A 21861-nucleotide genomic window follows, 5' to 3' on the forward strand; every position below is an offset into this window, starting at 1 on the left:
TTTCTCCTTAAATCTATTCCGATTTAAGGAATTATGCAGGAGCCGGGCAACGGAACTTGGGCGGAATGTATCGTCGCAAGCTGGCGTGAGGCTTGGCAGTTGTCTTTCGATCGCTCTGCATCAAAACGTCGGTATACAGTCGCTTTGAGGTGCTATCGGTCCGGTCCTTTCTGTTCAGGTCCTGTTTCAGGCGCTCTGGCTTTGGCGCATGCGGGTCTCGCGCAGATGTGCGCCGACGCGTAACCCCTGCGCGGCAATGGTCAGGGCGGGGTTCAATGCCGCAGACGACGGAAAGAACCCGCCATCGACCACATAGAGGTTGGGATGATCATGGGCGCGGCACAGGGCGTCCAGCGCCGAGGTTGCGGGGTCATCTCCCATCCGCACCGTGCCGCATTGATGGGACGGTGCGCGAATGCCAAAGCCGTGGCGCAGCACGACAGGAAAACCCGAACGCCGCAACACACCCCTGACATGATGCACGAAACGATCGTGGGCGTCGGTGCTGCCGGGGCGATAGTCGACCTCGACCCGGTTGCCGGGCAACAGTCGCACGCGGCTATCGGCTTCAGGCGTGTCTTCCGACATTGCCAGCACATCAACAGAATGGTGCCCCAGCCAATCGGCAAGCATACGCGGCATGGCGGGGTAGGTGGCGCGGATCATGGCCCCCTGAATCTTGCCCAGCATCTGGATATTGCCGCGCGCATTGCTATCGCCGGGCAGTCCATTGTATAAATCGTTCACCGAGAGCGTCTTTGGAAATCTGGTGTCATTGCGGGCCAAGGGATTGATTGCCATCAACCCGGTCAGATGGTGGTTCATCAGATAGCGCCCGACCACGCCTGAGCGATTGGCCAAGCCATCGGGAGCTCCGGCACAGGCTGAGCGTAGCAAAATCAGGGCTGAGTTGATGGCACCCGCGCTCAACACAAACAGCGGTGCTTCAACCCGTGCGATAAGGCCGTCGCGCATAAATTCTGCGGCAAGGATGCGATGGCCCTGATCATCGGCAATCAGCCGGGTCACCTGAGCGTTGCGTTCCAGTTGCAGGTCCGGGTGGGTCACGAGTGGACGCAGCACCCGCGTTTCGGCATCGCCCTTGGCGCTGAACCGACAGGCAAAAGCATCGCAGGTGCCGCATCGTTGACAGCTGCCGCCGTCTCCGAAATCCACCGCAGAGGGCATGGGAAAAGGATGCAGTCCCTGGGCGCTCAATCGCTTGGCCAGCCGGGCAATGGTGGGCTCGTGCGGAATCGCGGCATGGGGAAATGCGTTGCGTGGCGGCTCGGTTGGATCGATGCCGGACTGGCCGCGCACACCGTAAAGACGTTCTGCTGTCTCATAATAGGGGGCCAGTTCTTCATAGCTGATCGGCCATGCCGGTGAAGACGCTCCGTCTATTGTGGTTGCCCTGAAATCCATAGGCCGGAAGCGAAACATCGCCGTGCCGTAGAATTTCGTATGCCCGCCAACATAATAATATTGGCCGGGGCGGTAGCGCTCGCCCGATGCGTCCTGCCATTCCTCGCGGGTTTTGTAGTGCTCTTGCAGAAATACGGCCTCGGCGTCACTGTTTTGCGGCTCATTTGGCAGAAAATCACCGCGCTCCAGCATCACAATCTTTGCGCCACTGCCAGCCAATTGATGAGCCACGGCGCTGCCGCCAACGCCCGAGCCAATGATCACAATATCCGCCTTGATCGTCTGCATTGTGCATTCCTCCCCAAACGCATGTCATGCCAAAGGATCGACGGGCGCACCATTCCACAGAGCCGCATCTTCTTGTATAATGGCCGCATATGGGGAGCGGAAGGGAAGGTAATGGTCATATCTCAACCCTATTTCGAGACCGTGGCCATTCCTAAAGGGCGGTCGCTGCTGGTTTTTGACCGGCAATTGCCGGAATTTCCCTTCAACTGGCATTATCATCCTGAGTTTGAGCTAACCTTGACGGTCAACAGCCATGGTATGCGTTTTGTCGGTGATCACGTGGCCCACTATGGCGATGGTGATCTGGTTCTGATCGCTCCCAATCTGCCTCATGCATTTCAGTCTCAAAGCCTGATTGGCAGGGCTGCGGCCCATCAGGCGATGATCTGCTGGTTTACGCAGGATTGGGCCAATGGGTTGATCGAAGCCGTGCCGGAGCTTGCGCCGGTGGGTGCTCTGCTGGCGCAGGCGCGGCGCGGCATTCAATTTGGCCCTGATACTGTGGCCAAACTCCGGAAGGAAATCCTGGAGCTGGGGCAGCTCAACGCTGCGGCGCAGGTCATAGCGCTGCAAACGCTGCTGGTTGAACTGGCCGCCGCCCCTGACCGGCAGCTTCTTGCCAGTGGCGAGGTGATGGTCAGCGATTTGCCGCGTGACCGGGTGCGAATGCAAAAAGTTCTTGACCATCTGCACGATCACTATGACCAGCCTCTGCGTCTCAAGCCTCTTTGCGATCTGGCCCATCTGACGGAGAGCCAGCTTCAGCGTATCTTCAAACGCAGCACCCGTATGTCGATCAGTGCTTATGTGGGGCAATTACGCTTAGGGCGCGCCTGCCAGTTGCTGGTTCAGACCGAAAAGCCCGTAGGGCAGATCGCCACCGAATGCGGGTTTTTCGATGCGGCGGATTTCGCCCGCCGATTTCGCAAAGTGCGCGGCGTGACGCCGTCTTCCTATCGCATGGCGTTTCGGGGTGGGTGACCTGTTGGGTGTCGCGACATGGCTGTCGTGCGACTGATATTGCATAATTCTTTAAACCGGAATCGGTTTAAAGATAAAATTATGCAACAGAAATAAAGAGCTACAGCGAACCTTTGTGCGCCATATATGGCGCACGGCGCTGTAGGGCATGGTTTTCAGCTATGATCGTCTGCACCCATTGTCGGCGGATTTCCCGTGAACTTTTAGGGGAATTGGTTTTTTGTTTTCGAATCTGCGAATGTAAGAGGGAATTCTTCCAGATTGATCCGTTTGCTTTTCTCTTCGGGCGACCCATATTTTGTTAACCACAAAAAAAGCGACAAGCCCTTTGCAATTCTGTGACTTAATCGGGCGATACTTAATGATTTATTTAACCAAATTGAAACAACTATAGGCCATCCATGCTCGTGGTTTGATCGTGACATTTTCTACCATCTGCGGCCGCTTTGATAGCAAATGTCACAATCATGCACCTCACAGGCAAGCCTATGATTCTCGCGGAGTTTTTGAATTTGACAGCTGCGCTTCGACATTGCTGCACGTGAGTATTACTGCATAATTCCTTAGATCGGATTGGATTTAAGGTGAAAATTATGCAGCAGATTTAAAGTGTTACAGCGTCCTTCGTGCGCCATATTTGGCGCACGGCGCTGTAATTGTGAAATCTTTTGCGCGAGACAATAACCGGGAGCATGATGATGTCGGGTCAAGCAATGAAAAACGAGATGGCTGCCCTCCAGGCAAAGACATCACGCTTCGGGAATGAAGCGGTCGAGGTTTTTTTGTCGGAGGCCGAGCGCGCCAAGGTCATGGCTGACGCCGCAGTAAAGCTGCAAGAATTGTTCGATGTTCTTCAGATTGACCATCGCAATGACCACAATATGCGCGACACACCGGCCCGCGTGGCAAAGATGTATGTCGAGGAAATCCTGCGCGGTCGCTTTGTGCCGCCACCGGCAATCACCGAGTTTGACAACGTTGAGCAATGTGATCAACTCATCGTAACAGGACCGATTGAGGTGCGCTCGACCTGTGCGCATCACTTGATGCCAATCTACGGTGAGTGCTACATTGGTATCGTTCCTGCACCGGATGGAAAGATCATTGGTCTTTCCAAGTATGATCGGTTGGTTGATTATTTCTCATCCCGGTTTCAGATTCAGGAGGAGCTGGTCAAGCAGATCGAGCGCCATATCGTGGAAGCTACCGCACCGCGCGGTCTGGCTGTTCGTATTTCGGCCGTTCACATGTGTAAAACCCATCGCGGCATTCGCGCCAGCCATGATGCGCGCATGATCACCACAACCTATTACGGCTGCATGGCACAGGACCGCGATCTTAAGGCAGAGTTTCTTCAGGAATGTGTCGGCTTGCAACGGTGAAGATGTCAAAGGGGATAAAGCATGAGCCATGCAGACGTCGCTGAAACGCCAGCACAAAGCAGTTTCGGTGCCTCGCCACCTGCGATCTATCGCTCGACCAAGACCTATGATCACTCAGAGGGCCTGTCCTGCTGTTTTCGTCAGTGGCGTGCCGAGCATTCTCACTGCAAATTGTTGCACGGTTATGCGCTGGCCTTTAAATTTGTATTTGCAACACACCAGTTGGATCAGCATAATTGGTGCTACGATTTTGGTGGAATGAAACAGGTTCGGCAATGGCTGCACGATCAATTTGATCACACGACGCTGGTTGCCGAAGATGACCCCGAATTGGCAACCTTCGTTGAACTTGCGAACAAGGGGCTGGTTGATCTGCGCATCATGCCGTCTGTTGGCTGCGAGCAGACGGCGCGGTTTTGCCATGACTATGTATCCGTATTGGTTGGACGCGAGACGGACGGTCGCGTCTGGCTGGAATCAGTAGAAGTCCGTGAGCACGGCGGCAACTCGGCCCTGTTCGAAATACCGCGATAAGCCACGACCGGACGTGGGGTCCGGTTCTGTCCATATTTGTTCATGAAGGCTCAAAGAAATGCAGATCACACGCAGAACACTGAACGCTGGCCTCCTCGGAGCAGCAGGCCTTTTTATGACAGGTTCCGTTCACGCAGAAACAAAGCCCATCCTTTCGATCAATGGTCTGATCAGCAAAAATGCCGTGGATGGAACAGCAAAATTCGACCGGGAAAGCCTGGAAGCGCTCGGCATGGTGAGTTTCGAGACATCATGCCCCTGGTACACCGGCAAGGTCAAGTTTGAAGGCCCGTTGATGTCGAGTGTTCTGGACCACGTTGGTGCCACGGGCAAACTCTTGGATGTTCAGGCTTTGAACGACTATACGACGGAAATTCCGATGGAAGATTTTACGCGTTTCCGCGTCATTCTTGCCATGAAACGCAACGGCGAATACATGCCGGTGCGCGATAAGGGACCGTTGTTCATCGTCTATCCTTATGACAGCGATCCTGAGCTGCAAAGCCAACTCTATTACAAGCGATCTGCCTGGCAGGTTGCCAAAATGACAGTGAAATAAACATGCGTCTTCGACAGCCTGGCGCAGGAGGCGATGATGCGGCCTAGCGGAGCAATTAGGTTTCTCCTGATTGGCCTCGTTGTTGTGTTCTTTGCTTTGGCGATCTACGTCATAGTCCTCATCCGCGAAGATCAAAACGAGACGCAGCAGCTCTCCAATTACAATATTGCCTGGATCGCCAGTCAGGCCTCGGTGGAGATCACGCGGTTTGAGCAACGCTTGACCGCTTTTAGCGCTGGCAGTCCCGATGTTGATGAAAATGAAGTCAACCTGAGGTTCGACATTCTTGTCAGCCGGGTCTCGACATTGAAATCAGCGGTGTTGCAGGATTTTGTCAACGGGGATCCTGAACGGCGGGAGTTCATTGACGACCTCGATACTGCTGTTCGCAAAATCGACAGCCTGATGCCTTCGATTTCCGATCGAAAGGTCGCATTGCAGATTATTGCGCTTATTGATCCGCTTGACCGGCGTGCGCCAAAACTTGCATCCGCAGCCTACACCTTCACAAGCGATACGCTCATTGAACATCAACTCAGGCTTCAAAGCCTGCAATTTCTTTTCATTGATCTGGTCACGGGCCTCATCGCCTGTGGCTTGGGTTTGATCGCGCTTCTTGTCTACCAAAACCGCCTGGCGAACAAAACCTCTCAAGCCCTTGAGGTGCTGACCACGGATTTGCGTGTTTCAAGCAACGAACTCATCAAGGCGCAGGGCGATCTGGAGGCCCGCAATACCGATCTTCGCATCCAGAATGAGACTTTACTGATCCGGGATATTCAACTGCGCACCCAGAATGACCGGTTCGATGCAGCGTTGAACAATATGAGCCACGGTCTTCTCATGCTGGACAGCGCGGGCAGGCTTGATGTGTGCAATACGCGCTTTTGCCAGATTCTGGGCCTCACCCTGAACGATCTGCCGTTCGGCCTCAGCTTTGTCGAGCTTCGGGATAATCCCAACAGCAAGTTTGCTGAAGCTGTGCGTGTTTTTCAGGCCGTCATGCGCGCCACATCCGAGCATGCCAGCGAGGCAGGCGCGACCCGTTTTCTGCATCATTGCGAGGATGGTAGGACATTGCTGTCGCTGTGTGAGAAAATGCCAAACGGCGGCTGGATTGCAACATTTGAGGATGTCACCGAGCGACGCCGGGTTGAAGCTCGGCTGGAATATATGGCGCGCTTTGACGTGCTGACGGATTTGCCGAACCGGGCCACCTTCATTGAGGCCCTTCAGGAGGCATTGGAGGAGGTTGGCGAGGATAATAGCGGACAGTTTGGTCTGTTGTGGCTTGATCTTAATAGCTTCAAGGCGGTGAACGACAACCTCGGCCATGACGCGGGCGACAAGGTTTTGCAAATCATGGCGGATCGGCTGCGATCATGCGCAAAACAGCACGATATCGTCTCGCGCTTTGGTGGTGACGAATTTGCAATTTTGCGGCGCGGGGTTCGCAATGTCGGCGATATGGAGGCTTTTGCCCAACGGGTGATGGACGCACTTGGCAAACCCTTCATCGTGCATGGGCGTGAAATGCCCCTCAGTTCCAGCATAGGAATGACAATCGCGCCAATGGACGGCAATGATCCGCAACAGCTTTTAAAAAATGCCGATCTGGCGCTGTATCGGGCGAAGGCGCACCGACAGGGCATGTATTGCTTCTATGAGCCAAAGATGGACGATCATGAAGAGATGCGTCTGGAGATGGAACTCGACCTGCGGCAAGCCCTGCCCAAGGATCAACTTGAGGTCTTCTATCAACCCATCGCCGAGATCGCGTCGGGCAAAATCATCTCTGTAGAGGCGCTGTTGCGCTGGCGGCATCCTGTGCGGGGCTATATTTCTCCAGCCGTCTTCATCCCGCTGGCGGAGGAGATTGGGCTTATAACAGCCATTGGAGAATGGGTGCTTCGCCGGGCCTGCGTGGATGCTGCTCAATGGCCGAAGACCATGAGTGTTTCGGTCAATGTGTCGACCATACAGCTGCGTGATAACAGTATCACCGCAGCGGTTGAGAGTGCGCTGAGTTGCTCCGGTTTGGAGCCATCCCGGCTAATTCTTGAACTGACTGAGTCTGCTCTTGTCGGCGATAACGAGGGGACCTTCACGATACTGACCAAATTGAAGCAGTCTGGCATTGGCCTTGCACTTGACGATTTCGGTACCGGCTACTCATCCCTGAGCTATCTCAGAAAATTCCCGTTCGACAAGGTGAAGATCGACAAATCATTCATTGATGAACTCACCGGCAATGCCGACAATCTCGCGATTGTCGAGGCAATCATCCGCCTGTGCGGCATTCTGAAAATGGGCACAACCGCAGAAGGTGTTGAAACACAGGACCAACTTGATTTGCTAAAGTCCATCGGCTGCGAACTGGTGCAAGGCTACCTCATTGGAAAACCACAGCCTTTCAACCCTGGCGTTGATGCATGGAGCCTGAATGAGCGATAATTCGCTCTTCAATTGCGCTGTTTAAGCGAAGATGCGTAGCCAAAGCTTTACACCACCTTCCACAGCGCTTCTCTCCATACATGGCCCATGGCGCAGTAAAGCTCCTCATCCGCTGCCCAGACAGCGCCTTCCCCTCGTCGCGGGTCGTCAAGCGGGCAAATCTCCCGCAAGACGTGTTTGTCAGCTTCGAGGAATGCCATTGGCCAGCTACAACACAGGCCCTGCTTCCTTTCAATCCCCGCCCCTGCGTGAGGGGCGACCCATCAACAGCGAGTTGATAACCGGCACCTCCCGGTTTCAATCCACGCCCCTGCGTGAGGGGCGACTAAAGGACTGCGCTTTTTAGCGCGAAATATAGGGTTTCAATCCACGCCCCTGCGTGAGGGGCGACACACAGGGCCAGGGGCCGTTGGATCTGCTGTCGTGTTTCAATCCACGCCCCTGCGTGAGGGGCGACATTGGAAGGTCTATGCTGGCGTCACGGCTCATTAGTTTCAATCCACGCCCCTGCGTGAGGGGCGACAAGGTTAACGGCTCTCCCGTTACGGTTACGGGCTGGTTTCAATCCACGCCCCTGCGTGAGGGGCGACCTGCCTGGACAATTGTTGGCGCACCTTCCAAAACTGTTTCAATCCACGCCCCTGCGTGAGGGGCGACTGCCTTCCATCTAACCCTTTTCACCGCATTAGAAAAGCCGTTCGATTGTGCGAATGGTTTGCTGTTTTGGCTTTCACCTGAATAAGGAAAGAAGGCAAAAATAGATTATTGAACAATTTCAAAAAACAAACTGCGGTCCGAACCTGCCGGGGTTTGGTGGCACGCTTGGGGTTCGCACGCGGTTTTATCGTAGAGTGCAGTGGATTAGATAATCAATGGGCCGTTCAGGTCGGTGGCGGGTTTTGCGCCGATATGCTCGACCTTTCGTTGCCAGTTGGAGCCGAGATAGTAGTAGCGCAAGCTGTCGAATTCCGGTTTGATAATGCTCTCCAGCCGGGCTTTCAGCTTTGTCCACTGGGCCGGGTCTACCTCGATTTCAAACACGGAATATTGCACCCGCTGGCCAAAATCGCGGCAGGCCTTGGCAACGGCGCGCAGGCGGGCGGCTCCGTTTTCTTCCGAGGTTCGCACGTCATAGGTTACGAGAACAAGCATGGGGCGCTCCTTATTTCCAGAACCAGGGCGGGTAGGCATCCAGATCGCCGCGCAAATGGCGGGCCAGCATTTGTGCTTGCAGATAAGGCACGAGGCCAAGCGGGGCTTTTTCGTCCAGAAAGGGGTGCAGGCGCTCTTCCTTTTTGCGTTCCTGCCAGGCGGTCAGCACCGTTTTGCGGGCATCATCGGTGAGAAACACGGCTCCGCCATCGCGGGTTTCAAAATCGCGGGCGCGCAATTGCCGCCGGTTGATCAGCGAGAGCGCCAGCCGATCAGCCAGAACCGGACGAAATTCTTCCATCAGATCCAGCGCTAAGCTGGGTCTTCCCGGTCGGTCGCGGTGCAGAAAACCCACGGCAGGGTCCAGCCCAACACTTTCGCAGGCGGAGCGGCAATCATGGGTCAGCAGCGTGTAGAGAAACGACAGGAGCGCATTGATCGGGTCTAGCGGCGGGCGGCGTGAGCGACCGCTCCAGCGCAGCTCTTCATCGGGTGAGCGGATCAGATGATCAAAAACGGAAAAATACAGATTGGCCGCTTCGCCTTCTGATCCGCGCATCAGCTCCACGCTGTCGTCGGCGCGTTCAACCCGGCGGATAATACGGGCCAGTCGCTCGGTTGCGGTTTCAATCGCCTCGCGGTCTTTGGCGTCATAGTCGTCGCCATAATCCCGCAACGAGCGCATCAGCACGGCCCGCTGGTTGGCAATTTTGCCAATCAGCATGGAGCGCACAATCTCCTCGGCGGCATCCGATGCCTTATATTGCGCGCGGCGCAGCAGCACATTGCCGCTGATCGGGCCTTCGATACGGGCCTGAAAGCGGCCGTTGCGCTCCAGCAGCACCAGCGTAATGCCAGCGGCGGCGCAGGCCCCAATCAGGGCCGGAGAGACATAAATCGCCCCAAACACCACAACAGATGCCAGCATGTGAAAGGGCACCCGTGCCCGCTCCACACTCTCCACCTCGGCCACGAGGTTTTCGCCATCCTTGCGTAAACTGGCTCCTTCGGTGGTGATGTAGACGGTATTGAGCAGTTTTTTCATGCAGATGGCTCCGCCAGCAATTTTTCCACCATGCGGCTGCGCCAGCTTTTCACCGGCTTGGCGACAATATCGGGCCGACATAGCTCATGCAGCGAACAGGCGCGGCAACGCTGCCGCTTGTCGGTTGGCGGCGGGGTTGTGCGGGTGCGCAACACCTCGGCCAGGGCGTGGATTGTCTCTTCCGTCAACTGTCGCAGATCGGCATCGAAAGGCACAACCACGCGCCGCTTGGTTTCGGCATAAAACAGGGCACCTTCTGGCACGCCGACGCCCGTCATTTCTTCAAGACAGAGCGCCTGCGCACAAAGCTGCACCTCATCGGCGCGGTGCAGTTTGGGCTTGCCGCGTTTGTATTCCAGCGGAAAGGGCACGTCTGTGCCGTTGCCATCGGGGTGAAACTCCACCACATCGGCCACGCCGGCAATATTGAGCCGACGACAGGACAGCGGCAATGCCATGGCCCGGCGCACCCCGCGCGCCTTGCGGCTGCCGCCTTTATCGGCCACGGCATGCAGCACCTGACCTTCGGCGGTAAAGCGGTTTTCGGCCCAGAGCCGCTCCAGATGAATCAGCGCCGCTTGCCGCAGGCAATAGACGGCGTGCTGCAAGGCCGAAAGCGGCAGAGGCTCACTCCGTTCGTCTTCCGGCCCTGCAACAGCTTCCGTCATGGCTTACAGCTTTTCGATGATCTCGACACCAGCGGGCAGATTTTCCCGATCAATTTCAATGATGTAATCGGAGAATTTGCGCGCAGGTGGTTCATTGCCGATGCGCTTGTCATCAATGGCGCGGAATTCACCATCGACATTGCGGCCAATTTTGACCCGATCAAACAGGGCGTGGGCAGGGGCGTTGCCCAGCGCATTTTCATGCTTGAACACAATCAGCTTGCGGGTGGCCATTTCGCCACGGGCAGCGGCGCGGTCATGCTCGAACATATTGATCAGCGCATCAAACAACAGGTCCAGATCGCTTTGCGAAAAGCCGGTGCGCTCGGCAAATTTGGCCGAGATAAAGCCATGGGCTTGGTAAAGACCATAGGGCACAATATGCTTGCGGCCCATGGTGCGGTTGTCCACGCGATCACTGGAATCGTCGCCCTCGGCCTTTTGCTTCTTTTCGGCCTCGTTGGTGGCAGCCATGCGGGTGATGGAAATTTCCAGCGGCATGATGGGCTCAACCGAGCTGGCAAACGTCAATTGCACCGGACCTTTGACCTGTCCGCAATTGATGCCCGTGGACATGACCGCGCCAAAGGTGCGCACATCAAAGAAATTGGCGCACATGAAATCGCGCAGTTTGATGGCTTCGGCATCATCCTTCGGGTTCAGTTTTGCGTCTTTTTCGGCCTTGGCATCGCCGGGGCGCAGCGCCTTATAGGCAAGGCGGTGCTTTTCATTGAGAATAGCCCCTTCCTGCACATAAATGTGAAAACTGTCCTCGCCGCTTTTGGCAAGCTCGATGTAATTGCGGATTTTGCGCTTGAGGCTGACATCTGACACCAGACCCTTATTGGTTTCCGGGTCCAGACGCGGCAGATTGCCCGCATCGGGATCGCCATTCGGGTTGCCATTTGTGACCTCGAAAATCAGCGTAAAATCGTAGCGGTTGGCAAGTGCGGTCATTGGGCAGCCTCAGAGGTTTCAGTGGTTTTCTTAAAAAATTCATTGCGTTGATGGTAATATCCAAGGCCAAACAGTGCCTGCTCTTCAGCATTCAGCGCGGCGGGAAAGGGATCGGAGCCCGGCTCCATACTGTCCATGATGCCGCCAATCAGCTTTTCGAGATTGACGCGGCGTCCCGGTGATTGTTTGCCAATCTTGGAGAGATGGTTGGCGGAGCCGCTTTCCAGCAGCGCAAACACCTTGCGCGGCTGAGCCGAGGCCGAGCCATAGAATTTATCCTTGATGGTGGCGTTGACCTTGGTGCCAAGCGCTGCTGTTTGTGCCTGCTCATAGGCGGCAAACAGCCGACCCAGCAGATAGCCTTTGTTTTTATTGTCGGGGTCCAGTGCCACAGGGGCCTCCCTTTTAAAATTACGAATGAGAAGGGCTTTCAAAATGCCAACACGCAGTGCGTTGACATCGCCATCGGCGCGGATGCGCATCAACACGCTGGACAGCAATGTCATCGGATAATGTGCGCCGGAGAGAATGGCGCGCATCCACTCTCCCGCCAGATTGGGCGGCACGTTTTCGGATTTGCCCAGCACGGCGGTTTCACGCAAATAACGCCACAGAGGCGGATATTCATCGCGCGGCGCTGGCTCAATGCGCATTTCGCTGATGAAGCTTTGATAATGGCGGGTCAGTTCACCAAAGCTGCCTTCATAGAAAAACCGGATGGACAGCCGGGCGGCATTGGGCGCAAGGCCCAGCACGTAAAACTGCACACCCTGTTCCAGCTTTGGCTCAATGTCGCTCAGATGATCGCCCTGGCGGATACGCGCCAGTTGAATGCCAATCTTTTTGGTGGCCTCTGCATCATCGGCTTGCGGATCGACAAAGAAGGAAAACAGACTTTCCGCTTGCTCGGCCACCTCAATTTTTTCCGCATCTGCCCAGAACACGGTGGAGGCATCGCCAATCTGGATACGATGGCTGCTGCCTTTTTCCAGAAAGCGGTTGAGCACAGTGGTATAGGCAAAGGCCGCCGCTTCAGAGACGGGAGCGTTGTCGCCTTGCTCATGGCCGTAAGAGGTGAAGGCGTCGAGATTGAAGGAAACCAGCGCCGCCCCAGAGGATTGTGCGCCCCAAACACCCTTGATGGAAGGGTGCAGACGCGCCACAGGCCTCGCTTCACCCGTGACAAGGCAGATTTGCGCCGCGCTCGCTGCATCGTTGCCGCGCTTGCTCCACAGCGCTTTGGCTGCCGGGCGATCATGCAGCATTATTCTGTTGAGACGGTCGCTTTCCAGGCAGAAGATAATGTTCTGATCCAGCATCTCATCCGGCCATTGCCGTGCGGCAAACTGCTCCGGTGTCCAATGCGAGAGAAAAAGCCGAAGAGCCTGAAGCCCTGCATCATCATTGCCGTCCAGCATATCCAGATGATGTTTGACAAAGGCTGCGTGCTCATCTGCTGTGCGCTTGCCCTCAGCGGCTGTAACGCCCAGTACATAGGAGGTTTTATCCCAAAACGTATTGGGAGAGATGCCCGCCGTGCGCTTGACCGGCTGCGGCACCAGCATCATGCGGGGTTGCTTCTTCTTGCCTTCCCCGTCAAGCAGAGGAATCGGGTCATGGGCAACTGTGCCATCATCCTTCAGGGAAATCAGAAAGCCGACTTTTTCCGATGAAAAGCCAAAGGGTGGTGCATCCGGCAGCCGATCATAGGCGCGGACCAAAGAGGCCAAAATGCTCATCGGCGAATCTCCGGGGAGGTCGGTTGCGGCACCTTGACCACGCCGTTTTCCATCACGGCGCGGAAAAACAGGGCAGGGCGATCCTTGGCCTGATGGTCAATATCCCACAGCATGAAGCCAAGATCGCGGCTTTCTGCAATGGCCTGCGGCAGCGGGGTGCCGGGCGGGATCAGCTCAAAACTTGCGGCAAATTCGCGGGTGCCAAGACAGGGTTGGTGAAAGCATTGGCCATTTTTTGCACGGCGGTTGAAAATATCCAGATGCTTGCCTTCGTTATCCTCTGGCCCGGCTCTGTCGGTCAGCTCAAAATGCGCCTCGATGATATAGGCGGGCTTGACCAGCACGGTGGAGGCCCGCTGCTGGCGGTCTTCATCGACCAGCAATTGCAGATCGGCAAGATCGCCGCGCTTCATGGCACTTTTGATCTTGCCCGCAGGCGCTTTGCCACCCACCTCATTGCGGCGGATGGATTGGAAGCGGATGGGTTCCAGCACATGAAGGGTATCCACCACCCAGCGAATGGCGGGCTTCCAGTGAATGGCTTCCAGAATGCCACGCGCCGCCGAGGGTGTGATTACGTCATAAGAGACCCTCTCTACCTTCATCTCTGGGCGCGTAAAACAGGCGTGGTCGCCCCATATTTTTAATCGAATTCCGTAAGCCAAAGGTTGCCCGCCCCTTTTTGTATTACACGCCTTAGCATCTTAACGCTTGTTTCAATCCACACCTCTGCAATCGAGGCGACTTTGGTGGGGCGGGCTAGCTAGCCAATAAACCAGCTAGCCACCTTTACCAAGATCAAAACAATTATAGCGCCCACTGAACTCCAAAAGTCGTGGTCATTCATATCTGGAACACGCATATTGACACCCTTCGCTGTCTGCACAACGAAGAGATAGTATGTCTATCTATAGACTTCAAGCGTTAAGAGGCTAAAGATCAAAAAATGCTCTGTTCCGCCGCCAAATATTCCCCATCATCCCACATTAGCCCCACGTCGGCGTGATACAGACTGGCCGTCTTCAACACCGCAAACTGATCCCCTCGCAAATCCGCCCGCGCAAAGTCCACGTGGCCATTGCGGATTAAAATGTCCCTTGCCTTTGGTGGTACTTGCACAACGTAGGTTTGCAATTTTCGAGCGAGGGTGCCAGAGAAGATCCCTTCAACTTCCAGTTCATCCACTGCCTTTTGCGCTATCGCATCCAGCGGTATGATCACGGGCGTCATGCCGCTTTCGATCATCTGGAATTTTTCGGCCACGGTGCGATAGGCGAAATCGGTGCCGCTGCGGGTGACGGTGAATTGGCCCAGAATGCCCTTGGCATCGAGCTTGTCACCCATGCGCCAATAGACCTCGCCAAAGTAATCCTCAATGGCGGCAAGCGAGAGCAGATCCTCATGCTTGCCCAGCACCCGTTTCATATCGCTGGCAAGTTTGTGCAATTCCGATGGGGGCGGATAATCGCGTGCGGAAAACACGCTGACCACGCTCTCTTCCACATCCCACTTGCCTTCGCGGTTGCAGCGTCCGGCGGCTTGCACAATCTGGTCCAGCCCCGCTTCGGCCCGCCACACTTTGGGAAAATCCACATCAACGCCCGCTTCAATCAGGCTGGTGGCAATCACCCGGCAGGGTCGCCCCGCCTTCAGCCTGTCGCGCACATCGGCCAGAGTGGTTTTCCGGTGGGCGGCGCATTGGCGTGTGGTGAGGTGTACCAGGCCTTCAAGACCTGCCTGCTGCGCCTCACGAAACAGCTCCAGCGCATGTTTGCGGCTGTTGACAATCACCAATGCCTGAGGCTCCTCCGTCAAGGCATTGATCAGTGCGGCATTGTCCCTGTCGCCAAGATGGACAATACGGGCGCGGCGCAGGCGTTGCGCCAGATCATGCGGGTCTGGGGCCAGTTCGCGCCCTTTCAGCGGCAGGCCGCCCTCCAGCCTGTCCTGATCGAGCGCCGGTTGTGTGGCTGTACACAGCACGATGGTGCAGCCATAACATCTCGCCAAAGCATCCAGCATCCGCATGCAGGCCTTGAGCAGAGGGCGCGGAATGGTTTGCGCCTCGTCCAGAATAATTACACTGCCTGCGATATTATGCAGTTTGCGTGCCCGTGAGGTTTTGGCGGCAAACAGGCTTTCGAAAAGCTGCACATTGGTGGTGACAACCACAGGGGCCGCCCAATCCTCCATCGCCAGTTTCAGCTTGTCGCGGCTTTCCGAGCGCATTTTGGGGTCGAATTTTTCCTGATCAATGGCGGAATGGTGCTCCAGAATATGGTCTGCGCCCAGAAGATCGCTGAAAATGGCCGCCGTTTGATCAGTGATCGATGTGAAGGGAATGGCATAAATAATGCGCCGATGGCCGTGGGCTTTGGCGTGGTCCAGCGCAAAGCCTAAAGACGCCAATGTCTTGCCGCCGCCGGTGGGCACGGTGAGGGTGAACAGGCCGGGCTGCTCCAGCGCCTTGCCGCGCACATGGCTGAGAATATCGGCACGAAGACGGTTCAGGCTGCTGTCGCCTTTGCTTTTTTCATGCATGTGGGCGTCGAAGCGCGCCAGAAAATCAGGCAGGAGAGTTTGAAGAGATTGCCAGTTTCTGTCAGCCTCCCGGCCTTCGAGCGCCGTATAAAAGGCTTCCGTATCCTTGAAATCGGCATCGACCAGACAGGAAAAAATCATCCGGCCCATCAGGCTGAGTTCAAAATGCGCCGTTTTGGGTGGGATGCTCCTGGCAAACTCCGGCATAAGGTTTTGGGCGTCATAGACCAGTTCTTGCTTCCAGATCGGGTCAAGCGTCGGTAACTTTGCTTCAACTCTGCGGTCCAGACAGGCTGGCGTTTCGTTGCGCCGATCCGGCAGACCAGCATGGTGACCGGCGATGCAATAGGCAATCACCTCTCCCATGGGCCAGTCTTGTTTGCTGATGATGTCGCCCAGCACGAGAAGTGCGCCAGCGGTGGAATGATCGACGGGGATGGCTGCTCCCTCAATCCGCCGCTGAAAATCGGCTGTATATTTGCCCAGATCATGAAACAGGCCGGCAAGATAAGCAGCCTTTTCCAAACCAAGTGGCCGCGCCATCTCCGCAGCCAATTTTGCCACAGCAAGAAGATGTTCTTTCAGACCCTGCCAATCATGTTTGTCGTTTGGCGTTCCTGAATGTGCGTAGAAAACCTTTGCCAATGGCCCCTCCCGATTTTTTGGCCAATTCTACAGTGGGTTCTCTACCAATTGAAACAAGTTCAAGGCAAGATTGTTGTTTATAAAATTAAAATCTTGGATTGATGTTTGCGATATTGTGGGTACCCGGTTGCGACTATTCTCGCTGGGATGGATAGGACTTATGGAAAGATTGCACTGGGTCGTGCGACTAAAGCGATGGCCAAACATTCGCATGATAACGCGCGCGACGTTTGCAGTGCTGACTTTCAGGCAGAGCTGAGTAAACAAAAACGTAAGTCGTTAAACCTGAAGTTTTGAAGTGCCAAAATTAATAGGTCTTTTCTGTCAAAACACAATTTATTCGATGGAGTAAATGGTGCCCGGAGGCGGATTTGAACCACCGACACGCGGATTTTCAACAGGACTGGGGATAGTGGTAGTTAAGGTCATCTCGTTTCGAATGGTTTCAGTAAGTTATTGAACTGTTTATATTTCAAGCTGCCAATCTTCGTCATCTAACCTCAGCGTTCCACATTCTAGATCAATAACTTTGGCCCCCATATGATACCCGTGATGTATAACCGAAAAGTTGTTTGACGGAGGCAATGGCCGGCTGAAGGCAGTTAAGGTGGGGAGCACGCTTTCGGCTTTAAACTTCAACGATGCGGGGCTCGGTAGACTTTCTTTTATTTTAAACGTCCGTAAGCTTTTAGAATGTGGGCAGTCTCTAAACCGTCAATAATGCAGTATTGGCGTGGTTGCCTGGGATCGTAAGCCAAAGCCTCCGCAATCCGGACGACCGAATTTGCAATCTTGTTCCAGTGCTGCACGACAACAAGATTTACGGGTTCATCAAAAACTCGCACCAATTGATCTCCGCGTTTTCCCATATTTGCTGGGTGCATTTCGCCCTTCACCGACGGGCCTTTAAATATAAAGGCAGTCGGATGTCTCTGACCTGCCAACGTTATCTTGGTGGTCGTCAAGTCCGATTTCTCACCGCCCCAGTCCTTAGGGACATAATGCTCACCTATGATGTCAGCAAAAGCCTGCTTCACGTCATCCTCAGGCATAGCTTCCAGAAGTCGTAGCTCTTCTTTGCTAGGCAAGGGGACTTCTTTAATCCTAGCAAATTGATCAATCATATCAGGGAAGACGCGTATACTCGATGAAAGAGAGTTGGCAAAATATCGGTCTTCTACCAACTCACCCATAAGATAAGGCGATACGATCACATTGTCTTCATCACTAAAATCGAAATGACCGAGGATGAACATCCTTCTTTTTTTCGTCAGAACAGTTATGGAGCTGTCAGAGTAGTAATGCTCGTTGTGCATTTGCCCCGACATACGGTATTCGCGGTCGCCCAAGGGGATCGAGCCAGAGAAACTACCGTTGACTATTGGCTTACCTTTGAGTTCCAAGTCTAAGGCCTTAGATGCCCCGCGAAAGGTGAAAACGCCCCAGACGAAACTGAGCACCCGGTCGTGGACGATCTCCCGAGAAACGAGGCTTGCCAAATTCGGTACTTGACCTGAGTACATTAGGCGTTTCGAAGCCCTCAAAGTTGCATCCATTGCGCCAACTCTGGTACTGGAATTGTTGTTCAGTGATGTTTGGCTCGCCAACGGAAGGCGCTCTCCAGTGATGTCTGCAATACGTCGGCTATTCAAGTAATATGGAAAAAAACGGAATTCCTTGAGCTTATCCATAGATTATGTCTCTGGTTGTTTTATATGGTAAAGCAGCAACTAACGCGTTTGTCTTCTGCGAAGCGTAATCTGCGCTCATTCATTCACCGTTTTCAGTCGCACAAGCACGCTGTTTCAGAAACCAACCGAAGCTCGCAGATTCAATTCGACTGCACTCGAACGGCAACAATAAATGCACCTTGCTACCAAGAATCAGACATCCGGATATCTCAAATCCTTCAATTCTCGTCTTCTAGAACTACTTCATCAATTTTAGCTCCAAATCGCACCATGACACGCAGAAGTTGCAATCTTATTGTTGCGTCATGCGAAAAAAACTCACACCCAAACTCCTCGACAATCTCCCTCCCGCTGAAGGCAAGCGGTATGAGGTCCGCGACGAATTGGTCACTGGATTGCGTATCCGCATATCCAATGCGGGCAACAAGGTTTGGTATCTGGCAACCCGGGTTGATGGCGTATCGCGCCGCATCAAACTCGGAACCTATCCAGTTCTGTCGCTAAAGGATGCGCGTGAACAAGCGCAAAGGATCCTGCGCGACATTCAATTGGGCACGTTCCAGCAGCGCGACGTTGAGCCAGCGCCGGAGGTTTTGACGCTTGGCGATGTCATACCTCAGTTCATCACACGATACGCCCAGCGGCACACCAAGGTGGCCTGCTGCCGGTTTTTCGGACACTGGGTTAAGCTCATCCTACCTTGTTTTCAAATTCCATCGGGCTGAGATAGCCCAGTGTCGAATGCCGTCGTTTCGGATTGTAGAAGCGCTCGATGTAATCGAACACATCCGCCTTGGCATCATTCCTCGTTCGATAGACCTTTCGTGCTGTCCTTTCTGTTTTCAGGGATGAGAAGAAGCTCTCCATCGCAGCATTGTCCCAGACATTTCCAGAGCGGCTCATCGAGCAGGTAATACCATGATCGGTCATGAGGCGTCGGAACTGTTCGCTCGTGTATTGGCTCCCCTGATCAGAATGATGCAGAAGCGCTTCCGGCTTCCTCTGCGCCAGATGGCCATGATTAGCGCATCGGTAACCGGTTGGGCCGTCATGCTGACATTCATTGACCAGCCAACAACGCGGCGGGAGAATAAGTCGATCACGGCGGCCACATAAAGCCACCCTTCCGCCGTCCAGATGTAGGTGAAGTCTGCGACCCATTTCTGGTTGGGTCGCTCGGCATAGAACTGATGATCGGGCACATTCGGTCCGATCACCGAACGCTCGCCCGCATCTTTCGGCAGGCCACGCCGCCTGGGACGCGCCCTCAGAGCATTCTGGCGCAGCATCAGCCGTTCAATGCGATGAAGCCCGCAGGATAGCCCTTCCGCCAGCACGTCATGCCAGACACGGCGAGCACCATGGGTTCTGTCGCTTGAGCGAAAGCTCTGCCCGATCGTGTCGAAAAGAACTTCATCATAGCGAGCATGATCACTCGGCGAGCGGTTAAGCCAGGCATGGAAGCCCGAACGTGAGACACCCAGCGCTTCGCAGAGCCATGCCGCAATTCTAGTTTCATGGCCAGATCGAACGGTGCTTTGCAATGAACGCGAAATTCGCTGCTTTGCGCGGCCCTTCGGGTCATATCACGTCCTTGGCAAAGTAGGCTGCGGCCTTTTTTAAGATGTCACGCTCCGCCTTCAGCTTGCTCACTTCACGCCGCAGATGCTCGATCTCAAGCTGCTCTGGCTTCATCTGACCGTTACCAGTAAATGATTCAGCTGGATCTGCACCGAATTCGCGCACCCACTTTCGAAGCATCGTCTCATGAACATCAAGATCGCGGGCCGCTTGAGCAACGCTGACACCGCGCTCCTTGACCAGCTTCACAGCCTCAATTTTGTATTCCCGACTGAACTGTCGTCGTTGCATTCATGCTCTCCGGTTTCATGCAGAACACCTTAACTCAGTGTCCACAAAACCGGCAGCAGGCCAGACGAATACGTCATCGAGAATGGTAAGCCAATTGATGGTTCTAATCCACCATTTGTCAGCCTCTTCCCCAACTTCAATAGTCCAGGTGCCGAGACGAGGCACATCCATGCCCGGAAATCTTGTGAAAACAGGAAAAGCAAGCACGCATTGGCTACTGGTAAAACCGCCGGTATCGAAAAGCACCGATACGCCAAATGTTCCGTGACTAGGCTTAAGAATATCGCACCATGACAACAACATCTTTCGCAAGAACTCGTGGCCTTGAGTCTCCACCCAGGAGGCACGGAAATAAGCATCCACGTATGACCACCTGTCAAATTTTGACGAACCGACGTTTCCTATTGTATATGGAGTCGCTCCATTTACATGGTATTCTGCGTTAAACCCATACAATCCGGCTCCATAGGTTTCAGCATCGGAAATTTTATCCGTAGACTTATTGTAATAATCAATTGGATCGATTTTATCGATTTTTCGGCGATGTCGCGCACCAAACGGATGAAAGTGGCTGACTTCCTTGGGAAATAAATCACGGTATCGCGATAGTATTTTATTACCCCGAATACGTCCTTCTTTCGTTGATCCGTCCTCATAGAATAAATTTGCAGAAAATCCGAATATAACGTCCTTGTACTCGCCATATGATAAATATATTTTATCAAAATCGGAGTATTTCTTGATGGCGCCTGTATCTATAACATGAATCTCTGTCATTGAATTGAATTCCTCTCAATCATCCCGGCTTCAGTAAGCAGGTGAAGGTGTGAAAAGCATATCCAGAAACAGCCCAAGTGGATTTCTTCTCGCGGCAAAACTGGCTATCGACATAAGCGTTTGCGCAACACTCAAATCTTGCGTTGCCTGTGCTGCTTCTCTTTTTCTGACCTCTTTGGATCTGCCTTTTCCGTCACAATTACAATCGTCAAAATCTACCTTTTCAAAAGTAAGACCATTCTGCTTTGCCATTCTTTAATAGTCACTCTCCTGCCCGGGATTATATCTGTCCTTGAAGCCGGTCTTCGGGTTACTCAGTTTCCCCTCGACGATCGATTTATTATCAAGGTCAGTCACATCTGGGACTCTCGAGCCCGGTGGACGACTTGTACGCAAGCTGCCGTCAGCGCGTTCCCCTAACAGACGCCACTCGCCTTTTGGACCGCTTCGAACATAGCTAGCCTCTGGATAAACATTTCTCCCGTTGGCCTTGGCCCATTCCTTTAGCTTGGCTGCGACGCAACGCTGATTCATTGTCCCAGCAGCCAGGCATGCACAAGCAGCCTTGCAAAACTCTTCCAATAGATCTTCATTTTTTATCGCGAACTGGCCCGGTAAAATACCCGCCTGCCGAAATGGTGTTGCCCTTGTTGAGCAACATACGATCCGTCAGCCGGGTAACATTACGCCCTTCCATAAATACATTCGGCGACCAGGAGAGCCATGTCGCCCGGTCCAGATGCGCGCCGGACTTAACGCCCCCGCCGTTGCCCGGTTCATCGCCGAAGGAGCGGAAAAATTCGGAACCCTTGATGCCATTCATGGCTCCGCCGTGCGAGAACACCGTGGTTGTACCCTTGGCAAGATCGCGGGCGTAAGCCGTATTGGTATAGGGCACGGGTTTATCCGGGCTTTTGCATGCATCCGGCAAAGTAGAGCGAACCCAACCGTCGGAATGCTTGTGGCAGAGGGTCAAACCATTGATGGAGACAGTTTCCTGCATGGCCCTCAGTTCTCCCTTTCATAGCGCTCGAGCGCAATGACGCAGCGTGGTCCCTCAAAATGCGAGATCGATACGACCGACAGAAGGCTGCGCATTGGCTCTTGATTGTCCGATGCAGAGCCGCCAGGTTCGATGGTTGTCTACAGGC

At 54.2% G+C, this 21861-nt stretch carries 18 protein-coding genes, 1 pseudogene and 1 CRISPR repeat array; of the genes and pseudogenes, 6 read left to right on the plus strand and 13 right to left on the minus strand.

Going from position 1 to position 21861, the window contains the following annotated elements; genetic code table 11:
- Positions 1–186: 186 nt before the first annotated feature.
- Entirely contained in the window at positions 187–1713 is a 1527-nt protein-coding gene (locus E6C51_RS07750; protein ID WP_190235568.1) for an FAD-dependent oxidoreductase, read from the minus strand.
- Between the two features lie 111 nt (positions 1714–1824).
- Between E6C51_RS07750 and E6C51_RS07755 the strand changes: the two genes are divergently transcribed.
- The 5 genes from E6C51_RS07755 (at position 1825) to E6C51_RS07775 (ending at position 7623) form a co-directional block, all read left to right on the plus strand.
- On the plus strand, positions 1825–2694 hold the full coding sequence (locus E6C51_RS07755; RefSeq protein ID WP_190235569.1) for a helix-turn-helix domain-containing protein: 870 nt from the start codon (positions 1825–1827) through the stop codon (positions 2692–2694).
- 725 nt (positions 2695–3419) lie between these two features.
- Positions 3420–4076, plus strand: coding sequence for a GTP cyclohydrolase I (gene folE, locus E6C51_RS07760; RefSeq protein ID WP_190235570.1), 657 nt, complete (start codon positions 3420–3422; stop codon positions 4074–4076).
- Positions 4077–4097: 21 nt separating this feature from the next.
- Positions 4098–4610, plus strand: coding sequence for a 6-pyruvoyl trahydropterin synthase family protein (locus tag E6C51_RS07765; RefSeq protein ID WP_146931977.1), 513 nt, complete (start codon positions 4098–4100; stop codon positions 4608–4610).
- Positions 4611–4725: 115 nt separating this feature from the next.
- Positions 4726–5169, plus strand: a complete 444-nt coding sequence (locus E6C51_RS07770; protein ID WP_230987117.1) for a molybdopterin-dependent oxidoreductase — start codon at positions 4726–4728, stop codon at positions 5167–5169.
- Positions 5170–5205: 36 nt separating this feature from the next.
- A complete protein-coding gene (locus E6C51_RS07775; protein WP_186827682.1) occupies positions 5206–7623 on the plus strand; it encodes a putative bifunctional diguanylate cyclase/phosphodiesterase in 2418 nt (805 codons plus the stop codon).
- A gap of 228 nt (positions 7624–7851) precedes the next feature.
- Positions 7852–8280: a CRISPR direct-repeat array (repeat unit 32 nt; unit sequence GTTTCAATCCACGCCCCTGCGTGAGGGGCGAC).
- Positions 8281–8484: 204 nt separating this feature from the next.
- Here the strand turns inward: E6C51_RS07775 and cas2 are convergent.
- The 8 genes from cas2 to E6C51_RS07815 all read right to left on the minus strand — a co-directional run bounded on the left by cas2 (position 8485) and on the right by E6C51_RS07815 (position 18061).
- Complete coding sequence (cas2, locus tag E6C51_RS07780; protein WP_146931970.1) at positions 8485–8775, minus strand: CRISPR-associated endonuclease Cas2; 291 nt, start codon at positions 8773–8775, stop codon at positions 8485–8487.
- Between the two features lie 10 nt (positions 8776–8785).
- The gene (gene cas1c / locus E6C51_RS07785; RefSeq protein WP_190235571.1) at positions 8786–9820 is read right to left on the minus strand and encodes a type I-C CRISPR-associated endonuclease Cas1c; all 1035 of its coding nucleotides are present in this window, start codon (positions 9818–9820) and stop codon (positions 8786–8788) included.
- Positions 9817–10488, minus strand: coding sequence for a CRISPR-associated protein Cas4 (cas4, locus tag E6C51_RS07790; protein WP_146931966.1), 672 nt, complete (start codon positions 10486–10488; stop codon positions 9817–9819). Before cas4 ends, cas1c begins: the two co-directional genes overlap by 4 nt.
- A 3-nt stretch (positions 10489–10491) precedes the next feature.
- The gene (gene cas7c, locus E6C51_RS07795; protein WP_146931964.1) at positions 10492–11445 is read right to left on the minus strand and encodes a type I-C CRISPR-associated protein Cas7/Csd2; all 954 of its coding nucleotides are present in this window, start codon (positions 11443–11445) and stop codon (positions 10492–10494) included.
- Positions 11442–13184 carry a type I-C CRISPR-associated protein Cas8c/Csd1 gene (cas8c, locus tag E6C51_RS07800; protein WP_190235572.1) on the minus strand — a complete coding sequence of 581 codons (1743 nt, stop codon included), beginning with the start codon at positions 13182–13184 and terminating at the stop codon, positions 11442–11444. Before cas8c ends, cas7c begins: the two co-directional genes overlap by 4 nt.
- A complete protein-coding gene (gene cas5c, locus E6C51_RS07805) occupies positions 13181–13849 on the minus strand; it encodes a type I-C CRISPR-associated protein Cas5c (protein WP_190235573.1) in 669 nt (222 codons plus the stop codon). Before cas5c ends, cas8c begins: the two co-directional genes overlap by 4 nt.
- A gap of 274 nt (positions 13850–14123) precedes the next feature.
- Positions 14124–16370, minus strand: coding sequence for a CRISPR-associated helicase Cas3' (gene cas3, locus E6C51_RS07810; protein ID WP_190235574.1), 2247 nt, complete (start codon positions 16368–16370; stop codon positions 14124–14126).
- 665 nt (positions 16371–17035) lie between these two features.
- Complete coding sequence (locus tag E6C51_RS07815) at positions 17036–18061, minus strand: hypothetical protein (RefSeq protein WP_190235575.1); 1026 nt, start codon at positions 18059–18061, stop codon at positions 17036–17038.
- A gap of 305 nt (positions 18062–18366) precedes the next feature.
- On the opposite strand from E6C51_RS07815, the gene E6C51_RS07820 reads away from it, so the two are divergent.
- Complete coding sequence (locus E6C51_RS07820; RefSeq protein WP_190235576.1) at positions 18367–18786, plus strand: Arm DNA-binding domain-containing protein; 420 nt, start codon at positions 18367–18369, stop codon at positions 18784–18786.
- On the opposite strand, the pseudogene E6C51_RS07825 reads toward E6C51_RS07820, so the two are convergent.
- The 4 genes and pseudogenes from E6C51_RS07825 to E6C51_RS07840 form a co-directional block, all read right to left on the minus strand.
- Positions 18752–19933, minus strand: a pseudogene (locus E6C51_RS07825) (IS3 family transposase). The gene E6C51_RS07820 and the pseudogene E6C51_RS07825 sit on opposite strands and share 35 nt — an antisense overlap.
- Before the next feature lie 15 nt (positions 19934–19948).
- Positions 19949–20710, minus strand: a complete 762-nt coding sequence (locus E6C51_RS07830) for a type VI immunity family protein (RefSeq protein ID WP_190235577.1) — start codon at positions 20708–20710, stop codon at positions 19949–19951.
- Between the two features lie 30 nt (positions 20711–20740).
- Positions 20741–20962, minus strand: a complete 222-nt coding sequence (locus E6C51_RS07835; RefSeq protein WP_190235578.1) for a hypothetical protein — start codon at positions 20960–20962, stop codon at positions 20741–20743.
- Between the two features lie 337 nt (positions 20963–21299).
- The gene (locus E6C51_RS07840) at positions 21300–21713 is read right to left on the minus strand and encodes a DUF4150 domain-containing protein (protein ID WP_190235579.1); all 414 of its coding nucleotides are present in this window, start codon (positions 21711–21713) and stop codon (positions 21300–21302) included.
- Between the last annotated feature and the right edge of the window lie 148 nt (positions 21714–21861).

The organism is Gillisella terrae, assembly GCF_004801395.1.
Classification (GTDB): Bacteria; Pseudomonadota; Alphaproteobacteria; order Rhizobiales; family Rhizobiaceae; genus Allorhizobium; species Allorhizobium terrae.

Bases quoted from the DNA above. Each gene is read 5' to 3' on its own strand.
- E6C51_RS07750 (WP_190235568.1), bottom strand. From the start codon at position 1,713: ATGCAGACGATCAAGGCGGATATTGTGATCATTGGCTCGGGCGTTGGC.
- E6C51_RS07755 (WP_190235569.1), top strand. From the start codon at position 1,825: ATGGTCATATCTCAACCCTATTTCGAGACCGTGGCCATTCCTAAAGGG.
- folE (WP_190235570.1), top strand. From the start codon at position 3,420: ATGGCTGCCCTCCAGGCAAAGACATCACGCTTCGGGAATGAAGCGGTC.
- E6C51_RS07765 (WP_146931977.1), top strand. From the start codon at position 4,098: ATGAGCCATGCAGACGTCGCTGAAACGCCAGCACAAAGCAGTTTCGGT.
- E6C51_RS07770 (WP_230987117.1), top strand. From the start codon at position 4,726: ATGACAGGTTCCGTTCACGCAGAAACAAAGCCCATCCTTTCGATCAAT.
- E6C51_RS07775 (WP_186827682.1), top strand. From the start codon at position 5,206: ATGCGGCCTAGCGGAGCAATTAGGTTTCTCCTGATTGGCCTCGTTGTT.
- cas2 (WP_146931970.1), bottom strand. From the start codon at position 8,775: ATGCTTGTTCTCGTAACCTATGACGTGCGAACCTCGGAAGAAAACGGA.
- cas1c (WP_190235571.1), bottom strand. From the start codon at position 9,820: ATGAAAAAACTGCTCAATACCGTCTACATCACCACCGAAGGAGCCAGT.
- cas4 (WP_146931966.1), bottom strand. From the start codon at position 10,488: ATGACGGAAGCTGTTGCAGGGCCGGAAGACGAACGGAGTGAGCCTCTG.
- cas7c (WP_146931964.1), bottom strand. From the start codon at position 11,445: ATGACCGCACTTGCCAACCGCTACGATTTTACGCTGATTTTCGAGGTC.
- cas8c (WP_190235572.1), bottom strand. From the start codon at position 13,184: ATGAGCATTTTGGCCTCTTTGGTCCGCGCCTATGATCGGCTGCCGGAT.
- E6C51_RS07815 (WP_190235575.1), bottom strand. From the start codon at position 18,061: ATGGATAAGCTCAAGGAATTCCGTTTTTTTCCATATTACTTGAATAGC.
- E6C51_RS07820 (WP_190235576.1), top strand. From the start codon at position 18,367: ATGCGAAAAAAACTCACACCCAAACTCCTCGACAATCTCCCTCCCGCT.
- E6C51_RS07830 (WP_190235577.1), bottom strand. From the start codon at position 20,710: ATGACAGAGATTCATGTTATAGATACAGGCGCCATCAAGAAATACTCC.
- E6C51_RS07835 (WP_190235578.1), bottom strand. From the start codon at position 20,962: ATGGCAAAGCAGAATGGTCTTACTTTTGAAAAGGTAGATTTTGACGAT.
- E6C51_RS07840 (WP_190235579.1), bottom strand. From the start codon at position 21,713: ATGCAGGAAACTGTCTCCATCAATGGTTTGACCCTCTGCCACAAGCAT.